19 protein-coding genes, 1 tRNA gene and 3 pseudogenes are annotated in these 21,133 nt (G+C 58.0%); 19 read left to right on the top strand and 4 right to left on the bottom strand.

Features of this window, described 5'->3' with window-relative positions; genetic code table 11:
* Complete coding sequence (hslO, locus tag DXA70_RS03015) at positions 1 to 909, top strand: Hsp33 family molecular chaperone HslO (RefSeq protein WP_022257128.1); 909 nt, start codon at positions 1 to 3, stop codon at positions 907 to 909.
* A gap of 36 nt (positions 910 to 945) precedes the next feature.
* Here the strand turns inward: hslO and DXA70_RS03020 are convergent, their stop codons facing one another.
* Both DXA70_RS03020 and DXA70_RS03025 read right to left on the bottom strand, forming a co-directional pair.
* The gene (locus tag DXA70_RS03020) at positions 946 to 2,109 is read right to left on the bottom strand and encodes a sporulation protein YqfD (protein WP_128117583.1); all 1,164 of its coding nucleotides are present in this window, start codon (positions 2,107 to 2,109) and stop codon (positions 946 to 948) included.
* 24 nt (positions 2,110 to 2,133) lie between these two features.
* Positions 2,134 to 2,433, bottom strand: coding sequence for a YabP/YqfC family sporulation protein (locus tag DXA70_RS03025; protein WP_128117584.1), 300 nt, complete (start codon positions 2,431 to 2,433; stop codon positions 2,134 to 2,136).
* Between the two features lie 254 nt (positions 2,434 to 2,687).
* Here DXA70_RS03025 and DXA70_RS03030 point away from each other — a divergent pair, with 254 nt between their 5' ends.
* From DXA70_RS03030 to nrdR, 18 genes and pseudogenes are all read left to right on the top strand, one after another.
* Positions 2,688 to 3,611 carry a hypothetical protein gene (locus tag DXA70_RS03030; RefSeq protein WP_243001033.1) on the top strand — a complete coding sequence of 308 codons (924 nt, stop codon included), beginning with the start codon at positions 2,688 to 2,690 and terminating at the stop codon, positions 3,609 to 3,611.
* Between the two features lie 31 nt (positions 3,612 to 3,642).
* Positions 3,643 to 3,718: transfer RNA gene (locus tag DXA70_RS03035), tRNA-Thr, on the top strand.
* Positions 3,719 to 3,854: 136 nt separating this feature from the next.
* Positions 3,855 to 5,714: a TIGR03960 family B12-binding radical SAM protein gene (locus DXA70_RS03040; protein WP_128117585.1), complete on the top strand. Its 1,860-nt coding sequence runs from the start codon at positions 3,855 to 3,857 to the stop codon at positions 5,712 to 5,714.
* The gene (locus DXA70_RS03045) at positions 5,689 to 6,333 is read left to right on the top strand and encodes a TIGR03936 family radical SAM-associated protein (RefSeq protein WP_128117586.1); all 645 of its coding nucleotides are present in this window, start codon (positions 5,689 to 5,691) and stop codon (positions 6,331 to 6,333) included. The genes DXA70_RS03040 and DXA70_RS03045 overlap by 26 nt, the downstream gene beginning before the upstream one ends.
* Before the next feature lie 185 nt (positions 6,334 to 6,518).
* Entirely contained in the window at positions 6,519 to 6,860 is a 342-nt protein-coding gene (gene rplS / locus DXA70_RS03050; protein ID WP_022257134.1) for a 50S ribosomal protein L19, read from the top strand.
* Between the two features lie 113 nt (positions 6,861 to 6,973).
* Complete coding sequence (lepB, locus tag DXA70_RS03055) at positions 6,974 to 7,543, top strand: signal peptidase I (protein WP_112147626.1); 570 nt, start codon at positions 6,974 to 6,976, stop codon at positions 7,541 to 7,543.
* On the top strand, positions 7,540 to 8,463 hold the full coding sequence (gene ylqF, locus DXA70_RS03060) for a ribosome biogenesis GTPase YlqF (RefSeq protein ID WP_112114844.1): 924 nt from the start codon (positions 7,540 to 7,542) through the stop codon (positions 8,461 to 8,463). The genes lepB and ylqF overlap by 4 nt, the downstream gene beginning before the upstream one ends.
* Positions 8,460 to 9,017: pseudogene (locus DXA70_RS03065) on the top strand (ribonuclease HII); the annotation flags it as partial. The gene ylqF and the pseudogene DXA70_RS03065, both read left to right, overlap by 4 nt.
* Before the next feature lie 85 nt (positions 9,018 to 9,102).
* Positions 9,103 to 9,465 (top strand): YraN family protein, encoded by a 363-nt coding sequence (locus DXA70_RS03070; RefSeq protein ID WP_022257138.1) that lies wholly within the window; start codon positions 9,103 to 9,105, stop codon positions 9,463 to 9,465.
* A 100-nt stretch (positions 9,466 to 9,565) separates the two neighbouring features.
* A complete protein-coding gene (gene thrC / locus DXA70_RS03075) occupies positions 9,566 to 11,026 on the top strand; it encodes a threonine synthase (RefSeq protein WP_128117587.1) in 1,461 nt (486 codons plus the stop codon).
* A gap of 35 nt (positions 11,027 to 11,061) precedes the next feature.
* On the top strand, positions 11,062 to 11,745 hold the full coding sequence (locus DXA70_RS03080) for a metallophosphoesterase (protein ID WP_128117588.1): 684 nt from the start codon (positions 11,062 to 11,064) through the stop codon (positions 11,743 to 11,745).
* Between the two features lie 234 nt (positions 11,746 to 11,979).
* Positions 11,980 to 13,295, top strand: a pseudogene (gene tig / locus DXA70_RS03085) (trigger factor).
* 149 nt (positions 13,296 to 13,444) lie between these two features.
* A pseudogene (locus DXA70_RS03090) lies at positions 13,445 to 14,043 on the top strand (ATP-dependent Clp protease proteolytic subunit).
* Positions 14,044 to 14,086: 43 nt separating this feature from the next.
* The gene (clpX, locus tag DXA70_RS03095) at positions 14,087 to 15,412 is read left to right on the top strand and encodes an ATP-dependent Clp protease ATP-binding subunit ClpX (protein WP_112114849.1); all 1,326 of its coding nucleotides are present in this window, start codon (positions 14,087 to 14,089) and stop codon (positions 15,410 to 15,412) included.
* A 227-nt stretch (positions 15,413 to 15,639) separates the two neighbouring features.
* The gene (locus DXA70_RS03100; protein WP_128117589.1) at positions 15,640 to 16,923 is read left to right on the top strand and encodes an aminotransferase class I/II-fold pyridoxal phosphate-dependent enzyme; all 1,284 of its coding nucleotides are present in this window, start codon (positions 15,640 to 15,642) and stop codon (positions 16,921 to 16,923) included.
* Between the two features lie 89 nt (positions 16,924 to 17,012).
* The gene (locus DXA70_RS14050) at positions 17,013 to 17,759 is read left to right on the top strand and encodes a hypothetical protein (protein WP_243001034.1); all 747 of its coding nucleotides are present in this window, start codon (positions 17,013 to 17,015) and stop codon (positions 17,757 to 17,759) included.
* A complete protein-coding gene (secF, locus tag DXA70_RS03105; RefSeq protein WP_243001035.1) occupies positions 17,717 to 19,339 on the top strand; it encodes a protein translocase subunit SecF in 1,623 nt (540 codons plus the stop codon). The genes DXA70_RS14050 and secF overlap by 43 nt, the downstream gene beginning before the upstream one ends.
* Before the next feature lie 57 nt (positions 19,340 to 19,396).
* Positions 19,397 to 19,858 carry a transcriptional regulator NrdR gene (nrdR, locus tag DXA70_RS03110; RefSeq protein WP_022257146.1) on the top strand — a complete coding sequence of 154 codons (462 nt, stop codon included), beginning with the start codon at positions 19,397 to 19,399 and terminating at the stop codon, positions 19,856 to 19,858.
* Positions 19,859 to 19,935: 77 nt separating this feature from the next.
* On the opposite strand, the gene DXA70_RS03115 is transcribed toward nrdR, so the two are convergent.
* Positions 19,936 to 20,304: a DUF4363 family protein gene (locus tag DXA70_RS03115; protein ID WP_128117590.1), complete on the bottom strand. Its 369-nt coding sequence runs from the start codon at positions 20,302 to 20,304 to the stop codon at positions 19,936 to 19,938.
* A gap of 5 nt (positions 20,305 to 20,309) precedes the next feature.
* Positions 20,310 to 21,014 (bottom strand): DUF421 domain-containing protein, encoded by a 705-nt coding sequence (locus tag DXA70_RS03120; protein ID WP_022257148.1) that lies wholly within the window; start codon positions 21,012 to 21,014, stop codon positions 20,310 to 20,312.
* Between the last annotated feature and the right edge of the window lie 119 nt (positions 21,015 to 21,133).

Here is a 21,133-nt window from a genome sequence, read left to right on the forward strand (position 1 = left end):
ATGGGAAAACTGATCCGAGGCCTGTCGGAAAACGGCGGAATCGTTTTTTGCGGCGTAGATTCGACGGATATTGTCTGTAAAGCAGAACAACTTCACACCACGAGCGCCACCTGCAGTGCTGCCCTGGGCCGCCTGCTGACGGGTGCCAGCCTGATGGGCTCCATGCTCAAGGATGACCGGGACACCATCACCCTGCGCGTTTCTGGCAACGGCCCGGCAGGTGTCGTCATTGCTTGTACGGATGGCACCGGCAATGTCAAGGGCTGCATCGACCACCCGCTGGTGGAGCTGCCTGCCAAGGCCAATGGCCATCTGGATGTGGGCGGGGCTGTCGGCAAGGACGGTGTGCTCACCGTCATCCGGGACAACCGCCTGCAGAAAGAGCCCACCGTCGGCCAGGTTCCGCTGGTCTCGGGCGAGATCGCGGAGGATATCACCAGCTACTACGCCTACAGTGAGCAGGTGCCCACTGTCTGTGCACTGGGCGTGCTGGTAGATAAGGATCTGTCCATCTCCTGCGCGGGCGGCTATCTGCTGCAGCTGCTGCCGGGTGCCACCGATGCCGAGATCACCCAGCTGGAGCAGAACATTGCTGCCATGCCCTCCGTGACCGAGATGCTCCACGCGGGCAAGACCCCGGAGGACATGATGAACCTCGCCATGGCGGGTTTCAACCCCAGCGTGCTGGATGAGCGGGAAGTGCGGTACCAGTGCGATTGCAGCCGGGAGCGCACCGAGCAGATGCTGCTTAGCCTGGGCCGCAAGGAACTGGAAAAACTCCGGGATGAGGATCCCCACTGCGAGGTAGTCTGCCACTTCTGCCACACCAAGTATGAGTTTGACCTGAACAAGCTGGTCAAAAAGGCGGTGGAGAAAGCAGCGCCTGCATCTGAGAACGCAGAGAATTAAAACAACAATGATATCAATGAAAACGGCAGAGGAAGTTCAATCCTCTGCCGTTTTCGTGTTTTCCTGGCAAATGTCGGCCGCTATGGTGTAGCAGACCCGGTAGTGGAACTGGTTGCCCTCTGCGGAAAAATCTTCTTTCCGGGTGAGGAGAACCGCGTCCGGGTAGGCAGCGTATAGCACCTGACGGCTGTGCAGCCGGGCTAAGGCGAGCATCTGGTCTCCCGTGTAGGAAAGTGTTTCGTTTTGGGTATGGTAGAATACCGTTTCCTCCACGGAGCAAGGGAGTGCCAGCCCCCAAAATGCCGGATGGTGATGCCGGGTGATGGCGCGGGCGTTTTCCTGGTGGGAGCTCCATGGGGGAAGAGCAAGGGACTTCCCGGCAAAGTGGAGCTGGTACTGGTGCGATTTGCTCCCGGTGAGCTGGTCTGCGGCCACGGTAGCGGGGAGTGTCTCGGAAAATTCCCACTCAAACTGGGCCAGCACCCGACCGGCCGCAGGCTGAAAGATCAAAGTCCCATCCCGCTCCATGCGGGCCGTTCCAATAAGCCCCTGTCCGGCTTCCACGGCCTGCCCGGGAGTCACCAGCATGGTGCCGCTGGTGAGGTTGGTTTCCAGCACAGTACCCGCCACCCGGGCGGTGATGCCATGGAGCGTCCCGGATGCGATATCCGGCACGGGCTTAGCGGCAGCGGCCTCCACGATCAGCCGCCCTTTGGAAAAATTCAGGCTTACCCACGAAAACTCGCCGCTCTGCAGCAGGGCATATTCACCGGCGGTCAGTTTTTCCTCGGAGACGAACTCCCCGGCGGAAAGAGCCTGTTGGCGCAGGATGACTTCTGCCCGGGCTCGCTGGCCGGGGGTCAGGGTGGTGAAGTCCGTGGCCCAGACCGCACCTTGCAGCCAGAGCAACAGAGGGAGAAACAAAAACAGCCCGGCCCAGAGCCCCCGGCGGCGCAGCAGAGGCCGCAGCCGGAAAAACAGCCCGTCCCTTTTCTGAACGCGGAGCCGGACCCGGTACCTGCGGGCCAGCCGGGAAAGCTCTGGGTAACGCCATGCGGCGCACCGGGCACAAAACCCGCCGGGCTGGGCAGTAATTGCAGAGAGATGGAGCCCATTCTGTGCCGCGGCGGTCAGCAAACCACCGGTGTTACCGTTTTGGGCCGCGAAGCGAACACCGGCCCAGAGCTGCAAAGGGTCCATGGCCCGGCCTCCTATCAGTGGGTGTTATCGGGAAGCGGCATCCCGGGAAAATTCCGTGCGGAGAATTTCACCCCGCAGAGTGATGCGCTGGGTGGAAAGGGCTGTAATTTTGAGCTGACTGCCGTAAATGGTCAGCAGCCCTTTGCCAAGTTCCAGGCAGAGCTCTCCATCGTCGTAAGAACGGATGCGCCGGAAATGCTCGATTTCCAGGATGCTTCCGCTGAGGTAAACGGAGGTGCGGCCATAAAAATTGGCCGGTGGCTGGCGGAACAGCCGCTGGAGCCATCCGGCAGGGGAGCTGTGCTGTCTGCGCTTCCTGGCCACATCCGCTCCCTCCCTGCCGCTGTGCAAAGCTGCACCCGGTGCTACATATATATGGAAGCGGAGGGTGTGCGTATGAATCAAACCAAGAACTTTTCCGGGCTGGTATCCCTGATGCTGGCTGTTCTGATCGGGGCACTCCCGTTTGCGGCACCAGAAGCCTGCGCGCAGGCATTGCGGGAGGGATTGACCCTCTGCAGCGGTCCGCTGCTGCTCTCGCTGTATCCGTTTCTTGTGGTGTCGGCACTGCTCATCCAGTGCCTCTGGGGGATGTGCTGGCCCTGCCATTTCGGTCTGTGGCATGGCTGGTGGGAGTGTATGCTCCCTGTGCGGCCCGGGTGCTGCTGGTGGGATTCCTGGGCGGCTTTGCCCCTGCCGCCAACGCTTCTGCCGAGGCGGTGTGCTCCGGTCAGATGACACCGGAAGAAGCGGACCGGCTTCTCCCAGCCTGCGTCTGTTCCGGACCGTCCTTTGTCATCCTGACGGTGGGACAGACCCTGCTGGGCAGCACAGAGGTGGGCGTTTTGCTGTTTCTGGCACAGATCACGGCCAATTACCTCTGTGCGGCTCTGCTTTCCCGACTGAGCAGGACAAACCGAAACGAAAAAAGGCGATCGCCGCGCCCGAAACAGCAGGAAATGCCGCAGCTGCGCCTGGATGGCATTCTGGCGCAGTCCACGTTGACCTACCTGAAACTCTGCGGCTTTGTGCTCTTCTTCCGGATGCTGGCTGCCGGAGCGGGAGCGCTGCTTCCGCCTGCCGTGAGCACGGCCTGCGCGATGCTTCTGGAAGTCTGTTCCGGGTGCGATCTTGCTTCCCGCACGGGCTATTGGGCCAGCACCCTCTGCTGTGCGGCATTGAGTGTACAGGGGCTTTCTGTCCTGATGCAGGTGCGGACGATCTGCCCGCCCGAAATGACCCTCCGGCCGCTGTATACCGCCCGGGCGCTGCATCTGCCGCTGTCGCTGGCCATTTTCTACCTGCTTTTGCCGGAACAGGAGGCAGAAGTGTTCAGCACGCTGCCTGCCCGGGTCATCCTGATGCGGCAGCTTCCGCCGGATTGCGCCGTGCTGCTTCTTGTGGGTTGCAGCTTTGCAGTCTGCCAGCTGACCAATCTGCTTCTGCAGCGGGATTTTCAAGAAACTTCCCCCGGAAATCTTGACAGCTCCCGGCTTTTATGATAGAATACCACATGTTGCAGCACTTCAAGATGCTACTGTGGCTCAGCCGGTAGAGCAGCTCACTCGTAATGAGCAGGTCGTCCGTTCGAATCGGATCAGTAGCTCCAAAAAGAAATCCCTGAAAGTTGGTTTGTGAAGCCAGTTTTCGGGGATTTTTGTTTGTGTGTCTTTCTTTTCTTGCAATCCTTGGTCAAATAAGGTACAATACAACAATAGAAAATCATTCTGTCATGGAGGAAATGGATGTTTGACCCAAAACTGAAAGAAGCGCTGGGCCGGGTGCAGAAGCCGGGCCGTTACACCGGTGGCGAGCCGGGCAGCGTATATAAAGATAAAAACAACGTGGATGTGCGGTTTGCGTTCTGCTTCCCGGATACCTATGAAGTGGGCATGTCGTTCCTGGGGGAGAAAATTCTGTATGAACTGCTTAACGCCCACGAAAACTGGTGGTGTGAGCGCGCTTTCATGCCCTGGCTGGATATGAAAGCGGAGATGGAGCGGCTGCAGCTGCCCCTGTATACCATGGAGAGCAAGGATCCGCTCACGGATTTTGACGCGGTGGGCTTTACCCTCCAATACGAGCTTTCCTATACCAACATCCTGGCCATGCTGGACCTGGCGGGTATCCCATTTTATTCCAAAGACCGTGATGGATCCTGGCCGCTGATCGTGGCGGGCGGCCCCTGTGCCTGCAATGCGGAGCCCATTGCGGATTTCTTTGACGTTATTCAGCTGGGTGAGGGCGAGAATCAGCTGCCCGGCATCTGCGCCGAAATTGAGAAAGCCAAAAAGGAGGGCGGCGTCTCCAAGAAAGAGCTGCTGCTCCGGATCGCAAAGATCCCGGGCGTGTATATCCCGGCGTTCTACGATGTTACCTATCAGGAAGACGGTCGGATCGAAGCCATCACGCCCAATGAGCCGGGCATTCCGGCCAAAATCACCAAGGCCATCATCAAGGATCTGAACGAGTTTACGCCGCCGACAAATTTCGTCGTCCCAATGGTGGGTGCCATCCAGGACCGCGCCAGCATTGAGGTGCTGCGCGGCTGTGTCCGTGGCTGCCGTTTCTGCCAGGCGGGCTTTTTGTACCGCCCCATGCGCCAGCGGGATGCCAATTTGCTGAACAAGGCCGCCCAGGAGCTCTGCTCCAACACGGGCTACGAGGAGCTCAGTCTGTCCAGCTTGTCCACTTCCGACCACGGCCAGCTGGAAGAGCTGTTGGATGATTTGAACGAGTGGGCACCCAAAGAGCATGTCAGCCTTTCGCTGCCGTCTCTGCGTGTGGACAACTTCTCCGAGAGCCTCATAGAAAAGACCACCAAGGTGCGCAAGAGCGGCCTGACGTTTGCGGCGGAGGCCGGTACCCAGCGCCTGCGCAATGTCATCAACAAAAATGTCACCTGGGACGAGATCGAGAAGACCTGCCGCATTGCATTCAAGGGCGGCTATTCTTCGGTCAAGCTCTACTTCATGATGGGCCTGCCTACCGAGACGCTGGAGGATATCGAGGGCATTGCCGAGACGGCCCAGAAAGTTGTAGACCTTTATTATAGTATGGACCATGCCAAGGGCCGCGGCGTTCAGGTGACCATCAGCTGCGCCTGTTTTGTGCCCAAGCCCCACACGCCGTTCCAGTTTGTGCCCATGGACACGGCTGAGACCCTGCAGGCCAAGCAGAAACATCTGCTGGAGAGCGTGCACAGCCGGAAGATCAAGGTCAACTACCACGACAGTACCACCAGCTTCCTCGAGGGCGTGTTTGCCAAGGGGGACCGCCGTCTGGCCCCGGTCATTCTGGAAGCTTACAAGCGGGGCTGCTACTTCGACGGCTGGGAGGAGTGCTTCCAGTACGATACCTGGATGCAGGTGTTTGAAGACCTGGGCGTTGACCCGCGCTTCTACTGCCAGCGTCCCATCGGGCTGGATGAGGTGACGCCTTGGTCTCATATGGACTACGGCATTACCCATGATTTTCTGGTGCGGGAGTACAACAAGGCTCTTGCTGCCCAGACCACCAAACCCTGCAACCGTGCCTGCAGCGGCTGCGGTGCCAATCATCTGTTAGGAGGTCCCTGCTTTGATTACAGTCAGAATCTCGTTTAAAAAGAAGAATGAGGCCTCCTATATCTCGCTGCTGGACATGCAGCGGGTCATGCAGCGGGTGCTCAAGCGGAGCGGCCTGCCCGTGTGGCACACGCTGGGCTTCAACCCCCATATCTACATGACCTTTGCCTGCCCGCTGTCGCTGGGGCAGGAGAGTGAGTGCGAGTGCGTGGATGTCAAGACCGAGGCTGAGGCTCCGGATTTTGCCCAGTGGAAAGAAGCACTCAACGCGATCATGCCTGCGGGCATCGAGGTCTACAACGTGGAGCCGGTGCAGATGAAAGCGGACCTCATTGCCTATGCCTGCTATGAGATCAGCTACCCGGCGGATGCTGCTCCGGTGCTGGCTCAGTACAATGCACTGGAGAGCGTGCCGGTGGAGAAAAAGAGCAAGCGCAAGACAAAGACCGTGGAGCTGAAAGAATACGTCCCGGCACTGGAGCTGCACGAAGCAGGAGAGTGGGTGCATTTCCCCATCTGCCTGCCGGCTTCTCAGGACCTGACACTCAACCCCTCGCTGCTGGTGGCGTTCCTGGAAGAAAAATTCGGCCTGCCTGCGGCAAACGCCAACATCCTGCGCACGAAATTCCTGACAGCGGACAAGAAAGCGTTTGCGTAAAAATTTTCTTGGATTTTTTGTTCAAATCGCTTGCTTTTACACGCGTTTTGTGATATCCTATTTAGGCGTTAGTGTCCGCTGAGAAACCACAGCGGGGTTAATGACACGTTATCATTAAACGGGCGGTCCTCTGACGGCGGGTTTGGCCGTGTATGAACGTCTAAAAACAAATGGAGGATTCAAAAATGGACGCACTGAAGATTATCTCTGAAGGCAGCATCAAGGCTGAGAAGCCCCAGTTCAACGTTGGCGATACCGTCCGCGTTGATGTTCGTATCAAGGAAGGCGACCGTGAGCGCATCCAGGCCTTTGAGGGCACTGTGATCGCAAAGAAGCACGGCGGCGTTGCTGAGACCTTTACCGTTCGCCGCGTGGCTTACGGTGTTGGCATCGAGCGTGTCTTCCCCATCAACAGCCCCTTTGTTGAGAAAGTTACCGTTGTCCGCAAGGGCAAGGTCCGCCGCGCAAAGCTGTTCTACCTGCGTGGCCGTACGGGCAAGGCTGCCAAGGTCAAGAGCGATATTTGATGATCCCCGGTTCAAAACGGGAGAAAAGGGACAACTTGTTGTCCCTTTTTTCTTTATTTATCGGTCAGCTGCACAAAACTGCAGCCGCCTGCAGATTGTGAGGTGCATTGAAAATGGACGAACAGGTGTGCCCGGCAGCTCAGCCAAAGGCCGGAAAGCCGCTCCGGGGGCAGAACCTGATGGAATGGTACGAGGCGCTGATCTCGGCCGCGCTGGTTCTGGTTTTGGTGTTTTCCTTTTTCTTCCGCATCATTCAGGTGGATGGCGAGTCCATGGTGCCCACGCTGGACAACGGGGATAAGCTCATTGTCTGGGGCGCGGGGTATGAGCCGCAGCGCGGTGATGTGGTCATCGTGGACAGCTACACCTCCTATGGCAAGCCGCTGGTCAAGCGGGTCATTGCCAAAGGCGGCGACACCATCAGCATTGATTATTCCACAGGCGCAGTCACGGTGAACGGGGAGCTTTTGCAGGAAGATTACATTGCGGAGCCCACCTACCTCGGCTATGATGTCGAGTTTCCGTATACCGTCCCGGAGGGAACGGTCTTTGTGATGGGCGATAACCGCAACGCCTCGCTGGACAGCCGCTCAAGCTATGTGGGCTGCATTGACGAACGTGATATTTTGGGCAAAGTGCTGCTTTGCTTTTTGCCTTTTTCGGATTTTGGAGTGGTAAAATGAACAATCAGGAACCCCGGTTTGCAAACCAGTTGAATATCCAGTGGTTTCCGGGCCATATGACCAAGACCCTCCGCATGATGGAACAGGAGATCCAGCATGTGGATGCCAGCCTGGTCCTGCTGGACGCCCGCATCCCGCTGTCCAGCCTCAACCCGGAGATCGAGCGGATCACGGCTCGTAAGCCGAAGCTGTATGCGCTGAACAAGGCGGACCTGGCAGACCCCGCCGTGACGGAAGAGTGGATCAAATATTTCCATGCGGCAGATGCCGGTTGCGTGGCCATCAGCGCCAAGCAGAAAGGCGGCGCAAAAGCCGTGCAGACTGCCATTGAAAAAGAGCTCTCCGGCCTGCTGGCTCGCCGCCAGAACCGCGGCATGGGCGGTGCCAAGACCCAGGTGATGCTCTGCGGCATCCCCAATGTGGGCAAATCGACTTTTATCAATACGTTTGCGGGTTCGGCCCGTGCAAAAGCGGCAGACCGCCCCGGTGTGACCAAGGGCAAGCAGTGGGTCAGTACCGAGAAATTCGACCTGCTGGACATGCCCGGCGTGCTCTGGAAAAAGTTTGATTCCAAGACCATCGCCTCCAATCTGGCGTTCATCGGTTCCATCAAGGACGACATTCTGGATGTCGAGGAACTGGCCATGAACCTGCTGGACGAGGTGCGCCGCAATTACCCGGAACTGGTGGCTCAGCGCTATAAACTGGATGCCGAGACGCTGGCCCTGCCGCCCTATGAGCTGATGGAGGCCATCGGACGCAAGCGTGGTCTGCTGGTACGGGGCGGCGAGGTGAACACCGAACGCTGCGCTATTATGCTGGTGGATGAATTCCGCGCCTGCAAGTGGGGCCGTATCTCGCTGGAGCGCCCGCCCCAGCGGGATGATCTGGCGGATTTTGCGGAGGATGACGACGAATGAAGCGCCGGACGGACGAAGAGATCTCAGCGCCGCTGTATGAGTACGACGCTGCCATCCGGGCGCGGTACGGCTGTTTTGCAGGCGTCGATGAAGCCGGGCGGGGACCACTGTGCGGCCCGGTCTGTGTGGCGGCCTGCATCCTCGACCCGGAAAATCCGGTGTATGGCATCAACGACTCCAAAAAGCTGACCGAGAAAAAGCGGGAAGCCCTTTTTGATGAAATCGTGGAAAAAGCTCTGGCCTACAAGATCATTTTTGTGGGGCCGGAGATCATTGACCGCGACAACATCCTCAACGCCACCATGGGTGGGATGCGGCAGGCCGTGGAGGGGTTGGACATCGTGCCAAACCTCGTTCTTGTGGACGGCAACCGCACGCCTAAAGATCTGCTCCTCCCGGCCCAGCCGGTGGTCAAGGGAGATGCCACCAGCGCCAGCATCGGCGCGGCCTCGGTTCTGGCAAAGGTCAGCCGTGACCGTTACATGCTGGAGCTGGATCAGCAGTACCCGCAGTACCAGCTGGCAAAGCACAAAGGCTACCCGACAAAACTCCATTATGAGCTCATCGAGCAGTACGGCATCCAGCCGTTCTACCGCCGCAGTTTTTTAAAAAGCAGGGCTACTGGCCGGAGGGAAAGTGATGGACCGGGCAGAGGTCGGCCGGCGCGGGGAGGCTGTGGCTGCCCGCTTTTACCAGAAACAGGGCTGCCTGCTGGTGGCCCACAACTACAGCCTGCTGGTAGGGGAGATCGACCTCATCCTGCGGGAACCAGACGGGACACTGGTTTTCTGCGAGGTAAAGACCCGCCAGCCGGATTCTCTGACCACCCCTGCTGAGGCAGTGACACCGGCGAAACAGCGGCGGATCCTCCGCACGGCCCAGCTTTATTTGCAACACACCAACCAGAGTGACCAGCCCATGCGTTTTGATGTTGCGGAGGTGACCCCTCTTGACAGCGGGCGCTGGATGGTACATATTATAAAGGGAGCGTTTACGGCCTGATGGGCCTGCTTCGGTGGGAAAACGGCAGGAACCGGCACTTACCACTGCCGCAAGATGGGGCCAAAGGATGGGCCCTCTGGGAAAAAAGGAGCGACAAATTATGCAATTTTACAGCACAAGAGATCGTAACCGCGTGGTGACCTCTTCGGAGGCGATTGCACAGGGCTTGTCCGACGAGGGCGGCCTGTTTGTCCCTGCAAGCTTTCCGCAGGTGGATGTCCAGGCACTTTGTGCGCTGGATTACCCGGAGATGGCAGCGGTCATCGTGGGGGAATACCTGACGGATTATTCCAAAGAGTTCCTGGCACAGGCAACGAAAACGACCTATGGTGCAGCGTTCGGCGGCAAGGCAGGGTATCTGGCCCCGGTCTCCGGAGATGTTTATGCCCTGGAGCTGTGGCATGGCCCGACCTGCGCGTTCAAGGATTATGCCCTGCAGCTGATGCCGAAGCTGTTGGTGGAGGCTAAGAAGAACCTTGGCCGCACCGAGAAGACCCTGATCCTGGTGGCGACCAGCGGCGATACCGGAAAGGCGGCTTTGGACGGCTACCACGACATTCCCGGCGTGGAGATCGCGGTGTTCTACCCCACGGGCGGCACCAGTGAGATCCAGCGCCTGCAGATGGCTACCCAGGAGGGCGAAAATGTCGCTGTCTATGCCGTGCGCGGCAACTTTGACGATGCCCAGACGGGCGTCAAGAAAGTCTTTGGCGACAAGGCCATTGCGGCCCGGCTGGCTGAGCGGAATATCCGCCTTTCCAGCGCCAACTCCATCAACTGGGGACGTCTTGTGCCGCAGATCGTCTACTATTTTGCCGCTTACGCTCAGCTGCTCAAGGCCGGGAAAATTGTGTACGGCGAGAAAGTGGATTTCTGTGTCCCGACGGGTAATTTCGGTGACATTCTGGCGGGCTATTACGCCAAACAGATGGGCCTGCCCGTGGGTAAGCTGATCTGTGCTTCCAACGAGAACAATGTTTTGACGGATTTCCTCACCACGGGTACTTACACTGCCAAGCGGGAATTCTTCAAGACCACTTCGCCCAGCATGGACATTCTGGTCTCTTCCAACCTCGAACGCCTGCTCTATCATGTCACGGGCAGCGACGCGGAGGTGGCCGCTCTGATGAAGAGCCTGACCGAGACGGGCAGCTATACCGTCCGCCCCGAGACGCTGAAAACCATTCAGGAAAGCTTTGGCTGCGGCTGGAGCAGCGAGGAGCAGGTGGCAGGGGAGATTCGCGCCCGCTACGAGCAGAATGGCTACCTCTGCGATACCCACACGGCAGTCGCGTTCCATGTGGCAGAGCAGCAGAAGCGGGAGGGCGTGCCCATGGTGGTGCTCTCTACGGCTTCGCCGTTCAAGTTCCCGCGCAGCGTGCTGGAAGCATTGGGCCATACCGCCCCGCAGAATGATTTTGAGGCCATGCAGGAGCTGGAGGCTGTCACCCATCATGACGCGCCCGCAAGCCTTGCGGCCCTGCGCCAGAAAGCAGAGCGCTTCAGCACGGTCATCGACCCGGCGCGGATCGCGCAGGTGGCACTGAGCTACGAGAGCTGAGGCATCTGCAAAACCGAGAACAGGAGTAAACAAACATGGCACTTTTTGTGCTTGGCGATACCCACCTCTCCTTAGGTGCTTCCAAGCCCATGGATATTTTCCCGGGCTGGGATGGCTACCTGGAGCGGCTGGAGCGCAACTGGCGCAAACTCATCACCCCGCAGGATACCATCGTGTTGGCAGGGGACATCAGCTGGGCCATGCGCCTGACGGATACCCGCAAGGATTTTGCGTTTTTGCAGGAGCTGCCCGGCCAGAAGCTCATCATGAAAGGCAACCACGATTACTGGTGGACCACAGCCAACAAGATGAACGCCTACCTCAAGGCGGAGGGCTTTGATACCCTGCATATCCTGCATAACAATTCCTACAGTGTAGAGGGCTACGCCCTTTGCGGCACCCGCGGCTGGCTGTTCGATGTGGGGGAGCCCCACGACGAGAAAGTCATGAACCGCGAGATCGGGCGGCTGAAAATGAGTCTGGATGCTGCGGAGCCGGGGCTGGAAAAACTGGTGTTCCTGCATTATCCGCCTGTTTATACCGGCACCAGCGCCCCGGAGATCGTAGCCACCCTCAAGGCCTACGGCATCCGGAAATGTTTTTACGGCCACCTGCACGGCAATGCCATCCGCTATGCGGTGCAAGGCGATGTGGACGGCATCCGCTATAAGCTCGTCAGCGCTGACGGGCTGCGGTTTTGCCCCTACCGCATCAATTAAAGGCAGCCCAAGGCAGGAATCCCTGTGAATAAGCTGTCAAAAAGAACAAAAAGTCAAAATTTGGTCTGGCAATTGTGTCCAAAGCGTGCTATAATAAGCTCTGACGCGATTGTTGCACCCAATTGAGCGCGCGCGTCCCCGCATTTCGCAAACAGCTAGGACGCGGTGCGCGGTTGCAGAGGCAGTTTTCCCGCTGCCCAACGCAATAGAATTTTTGAGTGGAGGATAAACAAAATGAAATTCATCAAGTGCGAAAAGCTCGAGAAGAGCATGGCAGAGCTGCAGTTCTCCATCGACGCTGAGGCCTTTAAGGCCGCGGTGGCCGATGTCTTCAAGAAAGAGGGCAAGAAGTATGCAGTGCCCGGCTTCCGTAAGGGCAAGGCTCCCCGCGCTCTGATCGAGAAGATGTACGGCGCTGACGTCTTTACCTATGATGCCATCAACGAGCTGTTCCCGGCTGCTTATGAGGCTGCCGTCAAGGAAGCTGGCATCGAGCCCGTTGGCCGCCCGGAGGTCACCGTGGATTCTGCAAACGAGGCTGACGGCTGCACCCTGACCGTTAAGGTTGCCATCAAGCCCGAAGTCAAGATTGGCAATTACAATGGTCTGACCGTTGAGAAGACGGTCCATACTGTTACCGATGAGGCTGTGGACGCTGAGCTGAAGCGTGTGCAGGAGCGCAATGCCCGTGAGCTGACCCGTGAGGGCGCTGCTGAGAACGGCGATATCGTGGATATCGACTTCGAGGGCTTTGTGGACGGTGTTGCTTTCGAGGGCGGCAAGGCTGAGCACTACAGCCTGACCCTGGGCAGCGGCAGCTTCATCCCCGGCTTTGAGGATCAGGTCGTCGGCCACTCCGCTGGCGAGGAGTTTGACGTCAACGTCACGTTCCCCGAGGAGTATCAGGCTGCCGAGCTGGCTGGCAAGCCTGCTGTCTTCAAGATCAAGCTGCACGAGGTCAAGTACAAGGAGCTGCCCGCGCTGGACGACGAGCTGGCCAAGGACGTTTCCGAGTATGACACGCTGGAGGCTTTCAAGGACTCCATCCGCAAGAACAACCAGGAGCAGCTCGACAAGCAGGACGATCTGGCTGTTGAGAACGCTCTGGTCGATCAGGTCATCGAGGGCATGGAGGCTGAGATCCCCAGGCCATGTACGAGACCCGTATGGACGAGATGGTCAACGATTTCGCATTCCGCGTGGAGCAGCAGGGTCTGCGCCTCGAGGACTACCTGAAGTATATGGGCCAGAGCATGGATCAGTTCCGCGCTTCCTTTATGCCCCAGGCTGAGAAGCAGGTCAAGATCCGTCTGGCTCTGGAGGCTGTTGCCGCTGCCGAGAACATCGAGGCTTCTGAGGATGACGTCAGCGCTGAGATCAAGCGCATTGCTGACCAGTACAAGATGGAAGAGGACAAGGTCCGTGAGCTGGTCAATGTCGAGGATCTGAAGAAAGATCTGGCAGTCAACAAGGCCATCGACTTCATCAAGAGCCACGCCAATGTCGTGGAGAAGGCCGCTGAGGCCGAGAAGACCGAGGCTGCTGAATAATTTATTTGGCGCACACGGTCGCATATTGCAGGGCACAGGCCCTGTAAGCAAAGGTTGTTAAAATTGACCGATACGGTGCGGAGTCCCTTTCTGGCCGTATCGGTCAATTTTGCAAATACTATAAACTTTCCATTCAGGAGGCGAACCCTATGAGTTTTGTTCCTTACGTTGTCGAGCAGTCGGCGCACGGGGAGCGTTCCTACGATATCTTCTCCCGTCTGCTGAACGACCGTATCATCGTTTTGAGCGAGGATGTCAATGATACTTCGGCCAGTCTGGTAGTGGCACAGCTGCTGTATCTGGAAGGGCAGGACCCGGATAAGGATATCAGCCTGTATATCAACAGCCCCGGCGGCTCCATCTCGGCAGGCATGGCCATCCATGATACCATGCGGTATATCAAGTGCGATGTCTCCACCATCTGCATGGGTATGGCAGCTCCATGGGGGCATTCCTGCTGGCAAGCGGCACCAAGGGCAAGCGCTTTGCACTGCCCAACGCGGAAATCATGATCCACCAGCCCCTTATTGCAGGCGGCCAGGGCGGCGGCCTTTCCGGCCAGGCGACCGACATCAAGATCCATGCCGATCACATCGTCCGCACCCGCGAGAAGATGAACCGGATGCTCAGCGAGTACACCGGCCAGCCGCTGGAAAAGGTGCAGCTGGACACCGAGCGCGACAACTTCCTCTCCGCAGAGGAAGCCAAGGCGTACGGCCTGATCGATGAGGTCATCGCTCACCGCTGAACCCATGCGGAACGCAATACACCCAGGATAAGGAAAAACGGCTATGGCAAACAACAATTCCGGCAGAGATAAAAACGAAAAAGATCTGGTTTGCAGTTTTTGCGGCAAGCATCAGGACGAAGTAGAGCGGATGATCATTGGCCCGGGCGTCAATATCTGCAGCGAGTGCATCGGCCTGTGTGCGGACCTGCTCTCGGACAAGCCGGATCACCAGAGCGGCAGCCGCCCGAGCCGCGGCGGTGCAAGCCGGGCCCGCATTCAGGCAACAGATGGCCTGTCGGTCAACATCAAGACCCCGGCAGAGATCAAAGAGGGCCTGGATCAGTATGTCATCGGGCAGGACGAGGCCAAGCGTGTGCTGGCCGTCTCGGTCTACAACCATTATAAGCGCATCCTGAGCGGCAAAGGCGCGGACGTGGAGCTGCAGAAGTCCAACGTCCTGCTGCTGGGCCCCTCCGGCGTCGGCAAGACCCTGCTGGCCCAGACGCTGGCCAAGATGCTCGGTGTTCCGTTTGCGATCGCAGATGCCACCACCCTGACGGAGGCTGGCTATGTGGGTGAGGATGTGGAGAACATTCTCCTCAAGCTCATCCAGGCAGCGGACTTTGATGTGCAGAAAGCACAGATCGGCATTATCTATATCGACGAGATCGATAAGATCACCCGCAAGAGTGAGAATCCCTCCATCACCCGCGACGTGGGCGGTGAGGGCGTGCAGCAGGCCCTGCTGAAGATCCTGGAGGGTACCGTGAGCAATGTGCCGCCCCAGGGCGGCCGCAAGCACCCCCAGCAGGAGTTTATCCAGATCGATACCACCAACATCCTTTTCATCTGCGGTGGTGCATTCGATGGCCTGGACAAGTACATCCAGCGCCGCACGGATAAGTCCGCTCTGGGTTTTGGCAGCCCCCTCAAGGATAACTCCGTAGAGGCGGAGCGTGCCCTCCTGCGCAAGGTGGAGCCCCACGATCTGGTCAAGTTCGGCCTCATCCCGGAGCTGATCGGCCGCCTGCCGGTCATCACCGTGCTGGACGATCTGGACGAGGACGCTCTGGTGCGCGTGCTCAAGGAGCCCCGCAACAGCCTGGTCAAGCAGTACAAAGAGCTGCTGTCCATGGACAATGTGGAGCTGGAGATCACCGATGAGGCGCTCCACGCCATTGCCCGCAAGACCATTGAGCGCAAGACTGGTGCCCGTGGCCTGCGCAGCGTGATGGAGAGCATCCTCATGCCCATCATGTACGATGTGCCCAACGACCCTACCATCGTCCGTGTCACCATCGACAAGGATACCGTGGAGGGCGGCGAGGCCCACATGGACTATGGTGCGGTGCGCAAGCGTTATAAAAACCAGGCTTCCCTGAGCTGAGGCTCGGCCCACAGCAGGGAAGTGCAAGCCCCGCTGAAAGCTTTTTGCTTTTGGCGGGGCTTTTTTGCGGCATCCGACTTGTTTCTGCGGCCAAAATGTAGTAGAATATGAGAGTCTGGATTGCAGTGAAACAAAAGTGCAAAAACGCTCTCTGGCAGGGGCGTATGGAAAAACGCAGCCCAGACACAGTGGGAACCAAGGAAGTACGATAAAGGAGTGTGTGCACTATGGCAAATTATTTTGAGATGAGCCGCAAAGAGCTGGCCGCTGAAAAAGCAAAGCTGGAAGAATCGTATAAAAAATTTCAGGATATGGGCCTGAAGCTGAACATGGCTCGCGGCAAACCCGGCCCTCACCAGATGGATCTGGCTATGGGACTTTTGCAGATGACGGATTACACTACTGACGCTGGCACCGATGCCCGCAACTACGGCGACCTGGAGGGCCTGCATGAGGCCCGTGAGCTGTTTGCCGATGTGATGGGGGTCAAACCTGAGGAAGTCTTCGTGGGCGGAAACTCCAGCCTGCAGCTGATGTACAATCTGGTCTCCATGGGCTATACGTTCGGCTTCCCGGAGTCGCCCTGTCCCTGGTCTCAGGTGCCCAAGCGCAAGTTCCTCTGCCCGGTGCCGGGCTATGACCGCCACTTTGCCATCACCGAGGAGTTCGGCTTTGAGATGATTAACATCCCCATGAGCCCCACGGGTCCGGATATGGATATGATCGAAAAACTGGTGGCAGAGGATGATACCATCAAGGGTATCTGGTGTGTGCCCCAGTACTCCAATCCCGATGGCTATGTCTACAGCGATGAGACCATTGAGCGTTTTGCCGCTATGAAGACAGCCGCCCCTGATTTCAAGATCTTCTGGGATGAGGCTTATATCGTCCACCACCTGACCGATGAGATCATCGAGACGCCCGTCCTGCTCAATGAGTGTAAGAAGTACGGCCATGAGGATCGTGTTTTCATGTTCACTTCCACCAGCAAGATCACGTTCCCGGGCGCCGGTGTTTCCGCCCTGGCCTGCAGCGAAGCTATGATGAAGTACATCTGCAAGCGCTTCTCGGTCATGATCATCAGCTATGATAAGATGAACCAGCTGCGCCATGTCCGCTTCCTGAAGAACAAGGAGGGCGTGCTGGCCCACATGGCAAAGCATCGTCGCCGTCTGGTGCCCTGCTTTGATGCGGTGAAGACCGCATTCAATGAGGAGCTGACTCCTTGCGGCGACATTGCCCATTGGACCAATCCCAAGGGCGGCTATTTTATCAGCCTGTATGTGATGCCCGGCTGCGCCAAGCGGGTGGCTGCCCTGTGCAAAGAGGCTGGCCTGACTCTGACGGGCGCAGGCTCCGCTTACCCCTACCACAAGGACCCGGACGATTCGCACCTGCGCATTGCGCCCACTTATCCCAGCCTGGACGAGGTGGAGACCGCTTCGGACCTGCTGTGTGTCTGTGTCCGCCTGGCTGCAGCAGAAAAGCTGCTGGCAGAGAAGCAGGCATAAACCCCGTTTCCCCGTGCTGAAAATCTCCCTGCACCGCCGCAAGGACGGCGCAGTGGAGATTTATTATATTTGGAGGTTTCCCGATTTTTATGAAGACAAAAGGCAAAGCATGGCAGTTGATCGTCACCGTTTTGCTGATCGCGGCGTTTGTCTATACGGCATTCTTTGGCGTCGCGGTCAAGTATGGTGATGTGACCACTCCCTACCTCAAAGGCGCAAAGGACATCCGCTTTGGTGTGGACATCAAGGGCGGTGTCAATGTGACCTTTGTCCCGTCCGATGACTATGACGCGACCGACGACCAGCTGGAAGCAGCCCAGCTCGTCATCGAGAACCGTCTGGTGGCCCTCAATGTGACCGACTATGAGCTGTATGTGGATAATAATTCCGACAGCCTCATCCTCGAGTTCCCGTGGCAGTCCGGTGAGACGAATTTCGACCCGGAAGCCGCCATTGAGGAAATCGGCACCACCGCCTACCTGACGTTCCGGGAGGGGAGCAGTGCCGACGGCGAGCTCATCCTGGACGGCTCCATGGTGGAGAGTGCAGCGGCCCAGTACGGCCCTGTCAGCGGCAGCAGCTCGGAATACTATGTCGCGCTCAAGTTTACGGACGAGGGTGCCAAGCGTTCGGCGATGCTACCACCCGGCTGTACCAGTCCGGCGGCACCATCAGCATCTGGCTGGACGATGAGAATGTCAGCACGGCGTCCGTCAATGCCGCCATCACCGATGGACAGGCCATCATCACCAGCTCGGCATCCAACCCGTTCACCCAAGAGGATGTCGTCAAGATGGCCCGCCAGATCAACTCCGGCTCGCTGCCTTTCGCTCTGACGGTGGACAGCTATTCTACCGTCAGCCCCAGCCTGGGCGAGAACAGCCTCAGCGCCATGGTGCTGGCAGGCCTTATTGCCTTTGCCCTCATCGTGGTGCTGATGACGGCCCTCTACCGTCTGCCGGGCTTCCTGGCCTGCATCGCGCTGGCCGGACAGGTGGCGGCAACGCTGGCGTTTGTTTCCGGTTACTTCCCGGTGTTTGAGAGCTTTACGCTCACCCTGCCCGGTATCGCGGGCATTATCCTGGCCATCGGCATGGGCGTGGACGCCAATGTCATTACGGCAGAGCGCATCAAGGAGGAACTGCGCAGCGGCAAATCGCTGGACGGTGCCCTCAAGAGCGGTTTTGCCCGCGGCCTGACTCCCATCATTGACGGCAACGTGACCATCGTCATCGTCGCCATCGTGCTGATGGGTGCCTTTGGCCCCTCGGATGGTCTGTTTGCCAAGGCACTGCACTTTGTGTTCTTTGCCTTTGGCCCCTCTACGGCTGGCACCATCTACGCATTTGGCTACACGCTGCTCACAGGCGTTCTGCTCAACTTTGTGTTTGGCGTGTTCGCTACCCGCGTGATGATCCGTGGCGCCGCGTCCATCAAGGCGCTGCGCAACCCGTGGCTGTATGGTGCAGACAAAAACGCACCGGCAGAGAAGAAGCCCATCAACTTTGTCTCCCTGCGCAAGCGCTTCCTGACCATTTCCGCCTGCCTGATGGCAGCCATCGTCCTCTGCGCCGTGGTGCTGGGCGTCCGGCTGGACACCGAGTTCACGGGCGGTGCAATGATCACCCTGAGCTACGAGGACAGCTTTGACCTCTCTGCTGTTCAGAAGACGGCTTCCGCCGCACTGGGCAGCAATGACCTGACCCTGCAGACCGGCGAGAACGTTGCCACCGGGGAGCAGACGCTGAAGATCTCGATGCCCGGCACCGAGACCGTGACCACCGACGAGGTGCAGAACCTGCTGGATTCTCTGAACGAGCAGTACCCGGGCAATGCCTTTGCCCAGCTCTCTCTGAGCAACGTGAGCGCGGCAATGGGCACCAAGTTCCTCCAGAAGAGTCTGGTGGCTGTGATGTTTGCACTGGTGCTGATCCTGCTGTACATCGCGTTCCGCTTCAAGAAGATCGGCGGCCTGACGGGCGGCATGATGGCCGTGCTGGCCCTGCTCAACGACCTGATGGTGGTGTTTGGCACCTTTGTGCTCCTGCGCACCCCGCTGGATGGCAACTTTATTGCCGCCATGCTCACCATCCTGGGCTACTCCATCAACGATACCGTTGTGGTCTATGACCGTATCCGCGAAAACCGCAGCCTGATGGGCAAGAAATCTACCTTTGAAGAGCTGGTCAACCACTCCGTCAACCAGTCGGCCCGCCGTACCGTCATCACCACGGTGACAACGGTGATGGCGCTGGGCGTTATGTGCATCATCTCCAAGCTGTATGGCCTGGACAGCATCTTCACCTTTGCATTCCCGCTGATGATGGGTATGATCAGCGGTGTGTACACCTCGCTCTGTGTTTCCACTTCCGCATGGGTCGTCTGGAGCGAGCGCAAAAAGGCGGACAAGAACTGATGGCCCACAGCCATTTCCCATTTCCGGCGAAAAAGGCCGAATTCAGGAGGAACTACTATGAAATGTCCTTATTGCGGGGATGAAGAATCCAAGGTGATCGATTCCCGCCCGACCGAAGACGGAGAGCGCATTCGCCGCCGCCGGGAATGCCTGCGCTGCCACATGCGCTTTACCACCTATGAGGTAGTGGAAACGGTGCCCCTCATCGTCATCAAAAAAGACAACTCCCGTGAGCCGTTCGACCGCCAGAAGCTGCTCAACGCCATGCTGCGGGCCTGCGCCAAGCGCCCCGTCAGTTACGAGACGCTGGAGCGTGCTGTCAGTAGCATTGAGCAGAGCCTGATGAGCTCCTATGACCGCGAGGTGACCAGCGTCCGCATTGGAGAGCTGACGATGCAGGAACTGAAAAAGATCGACGAAGTGGCTTATGTCCGCTTTGCCTCGGTCTACCAGCAGTTTGCGGATGTCGAGAGCTTTTTTAATGAACTGAAAAAACTGATGGGCGACCGCAAGAAATAAGACGCAAATACAGTAAAAGTCGTGTCGGTTTCCGGACAATTTGTTCCGGAGCCGGTACGGCTTTTTTATTTGCCTGTTCAGATGATCCGCTGGGCCAGCCATTCCATCGTTTCCACCTGGACCTGTGCCCGGCGCAGCTCCCCAAAAGCCTCCTCGGCGGCGTTCATTTCCAGGTGGCCGTCTGCCGCGCGGAGGGAGGCTTCCAGCTCTGTAAAATCCTCGGTGCGGAGCAGGTGGTTCATGTGCATCCGCATCTGGTCACACAGGTCAGCCCCATGGGCCAATGCCTTGCGGGCGGTTGTGAAATCCTCATCCCGGACGGCTTCCATGGCGGTGTCAATGTCAGAAAAAATCTCCTCGGCAAAGTGCTGTACTTTCCAGCTGCTGTAAAAAGCTGCCATCAACAGCACGGCCACAATGGCAATACAGGCGTAAATTCGTCTCATAGACCTCACGCATCCTTTTTGCGGGAGCTGCCGGAGTGGCGGCTCTCTTTTTTGAGCAGGAAATAGTCCTCTGTCTCATTGCCCACAAGCAGTAAAATTTCAGAGATCAGGACGGTGTTAGCCTCTGCGGTGCGTTCCAGCCAGGCATGATTCTTACCGCACCAGTGGAGGTTGTCTTCCAGAACCTGCCCGTCCAGGACAAAGGGGATGGTGGCGTTGGTCTGGGTGGTCTTCAGCTGCAGATCGGCCAGCCGGGCCGGTTCCCGTTCCGGCCGCAGGGCGACGGAAAGATTGCCGTTCGTCTCAATGACGGCATAGGAAACATCCCGGGGGTCAAAAATGTCCTTTCCGCGCAGGGCTTCCATCAGATCGGTCACAGTCAGCCGAAGCATCCGTAAAGCGTTCTGGTCGATTTGCCCATCCAGGATCACGGTCTTGGGCCGCCCGGACATCAGGTTGAAAAACCACTGGCTCCGGAAACTGAGCACAGACCCCAGCAGTTCCAGCGCGGCGATCAGAAAAAGCGGGATGAGGCTGGCGGTAACAGGCACTTCTTCGGATTCAATGGAGATGGAGGCCAGATTGGAGATGAGGATGGTGGAGACAAGCTCCTCCGGCTGCAGCTCTCCCAGCTGGCGCTTACCCATCAGCCGCATGGAAAACAGCACGCAGAGATAAATTAAAATGGTGCGGAAGATTAACAGTTTCAAGGCGGGGCCCTCCATTGGCTTGGAATATCGTTGGCAGGGCGGGGCATACTGCTTGGAGAAAGGAGGGGGTATTTTGCCGCAGCTTTCACCGAAACTAACGGAGAATCTCGCCCTGCTTA

Source organism: Faecalibacterium sp. OF04-11AC, from assembly GCF_003460645.1.
GTDB lineage: Bacteria > Bacillota > Clostridia > Oscillospirales > Ruminococcaceae > Faecalibacterium > Faecalibacterium prausnitzii_I.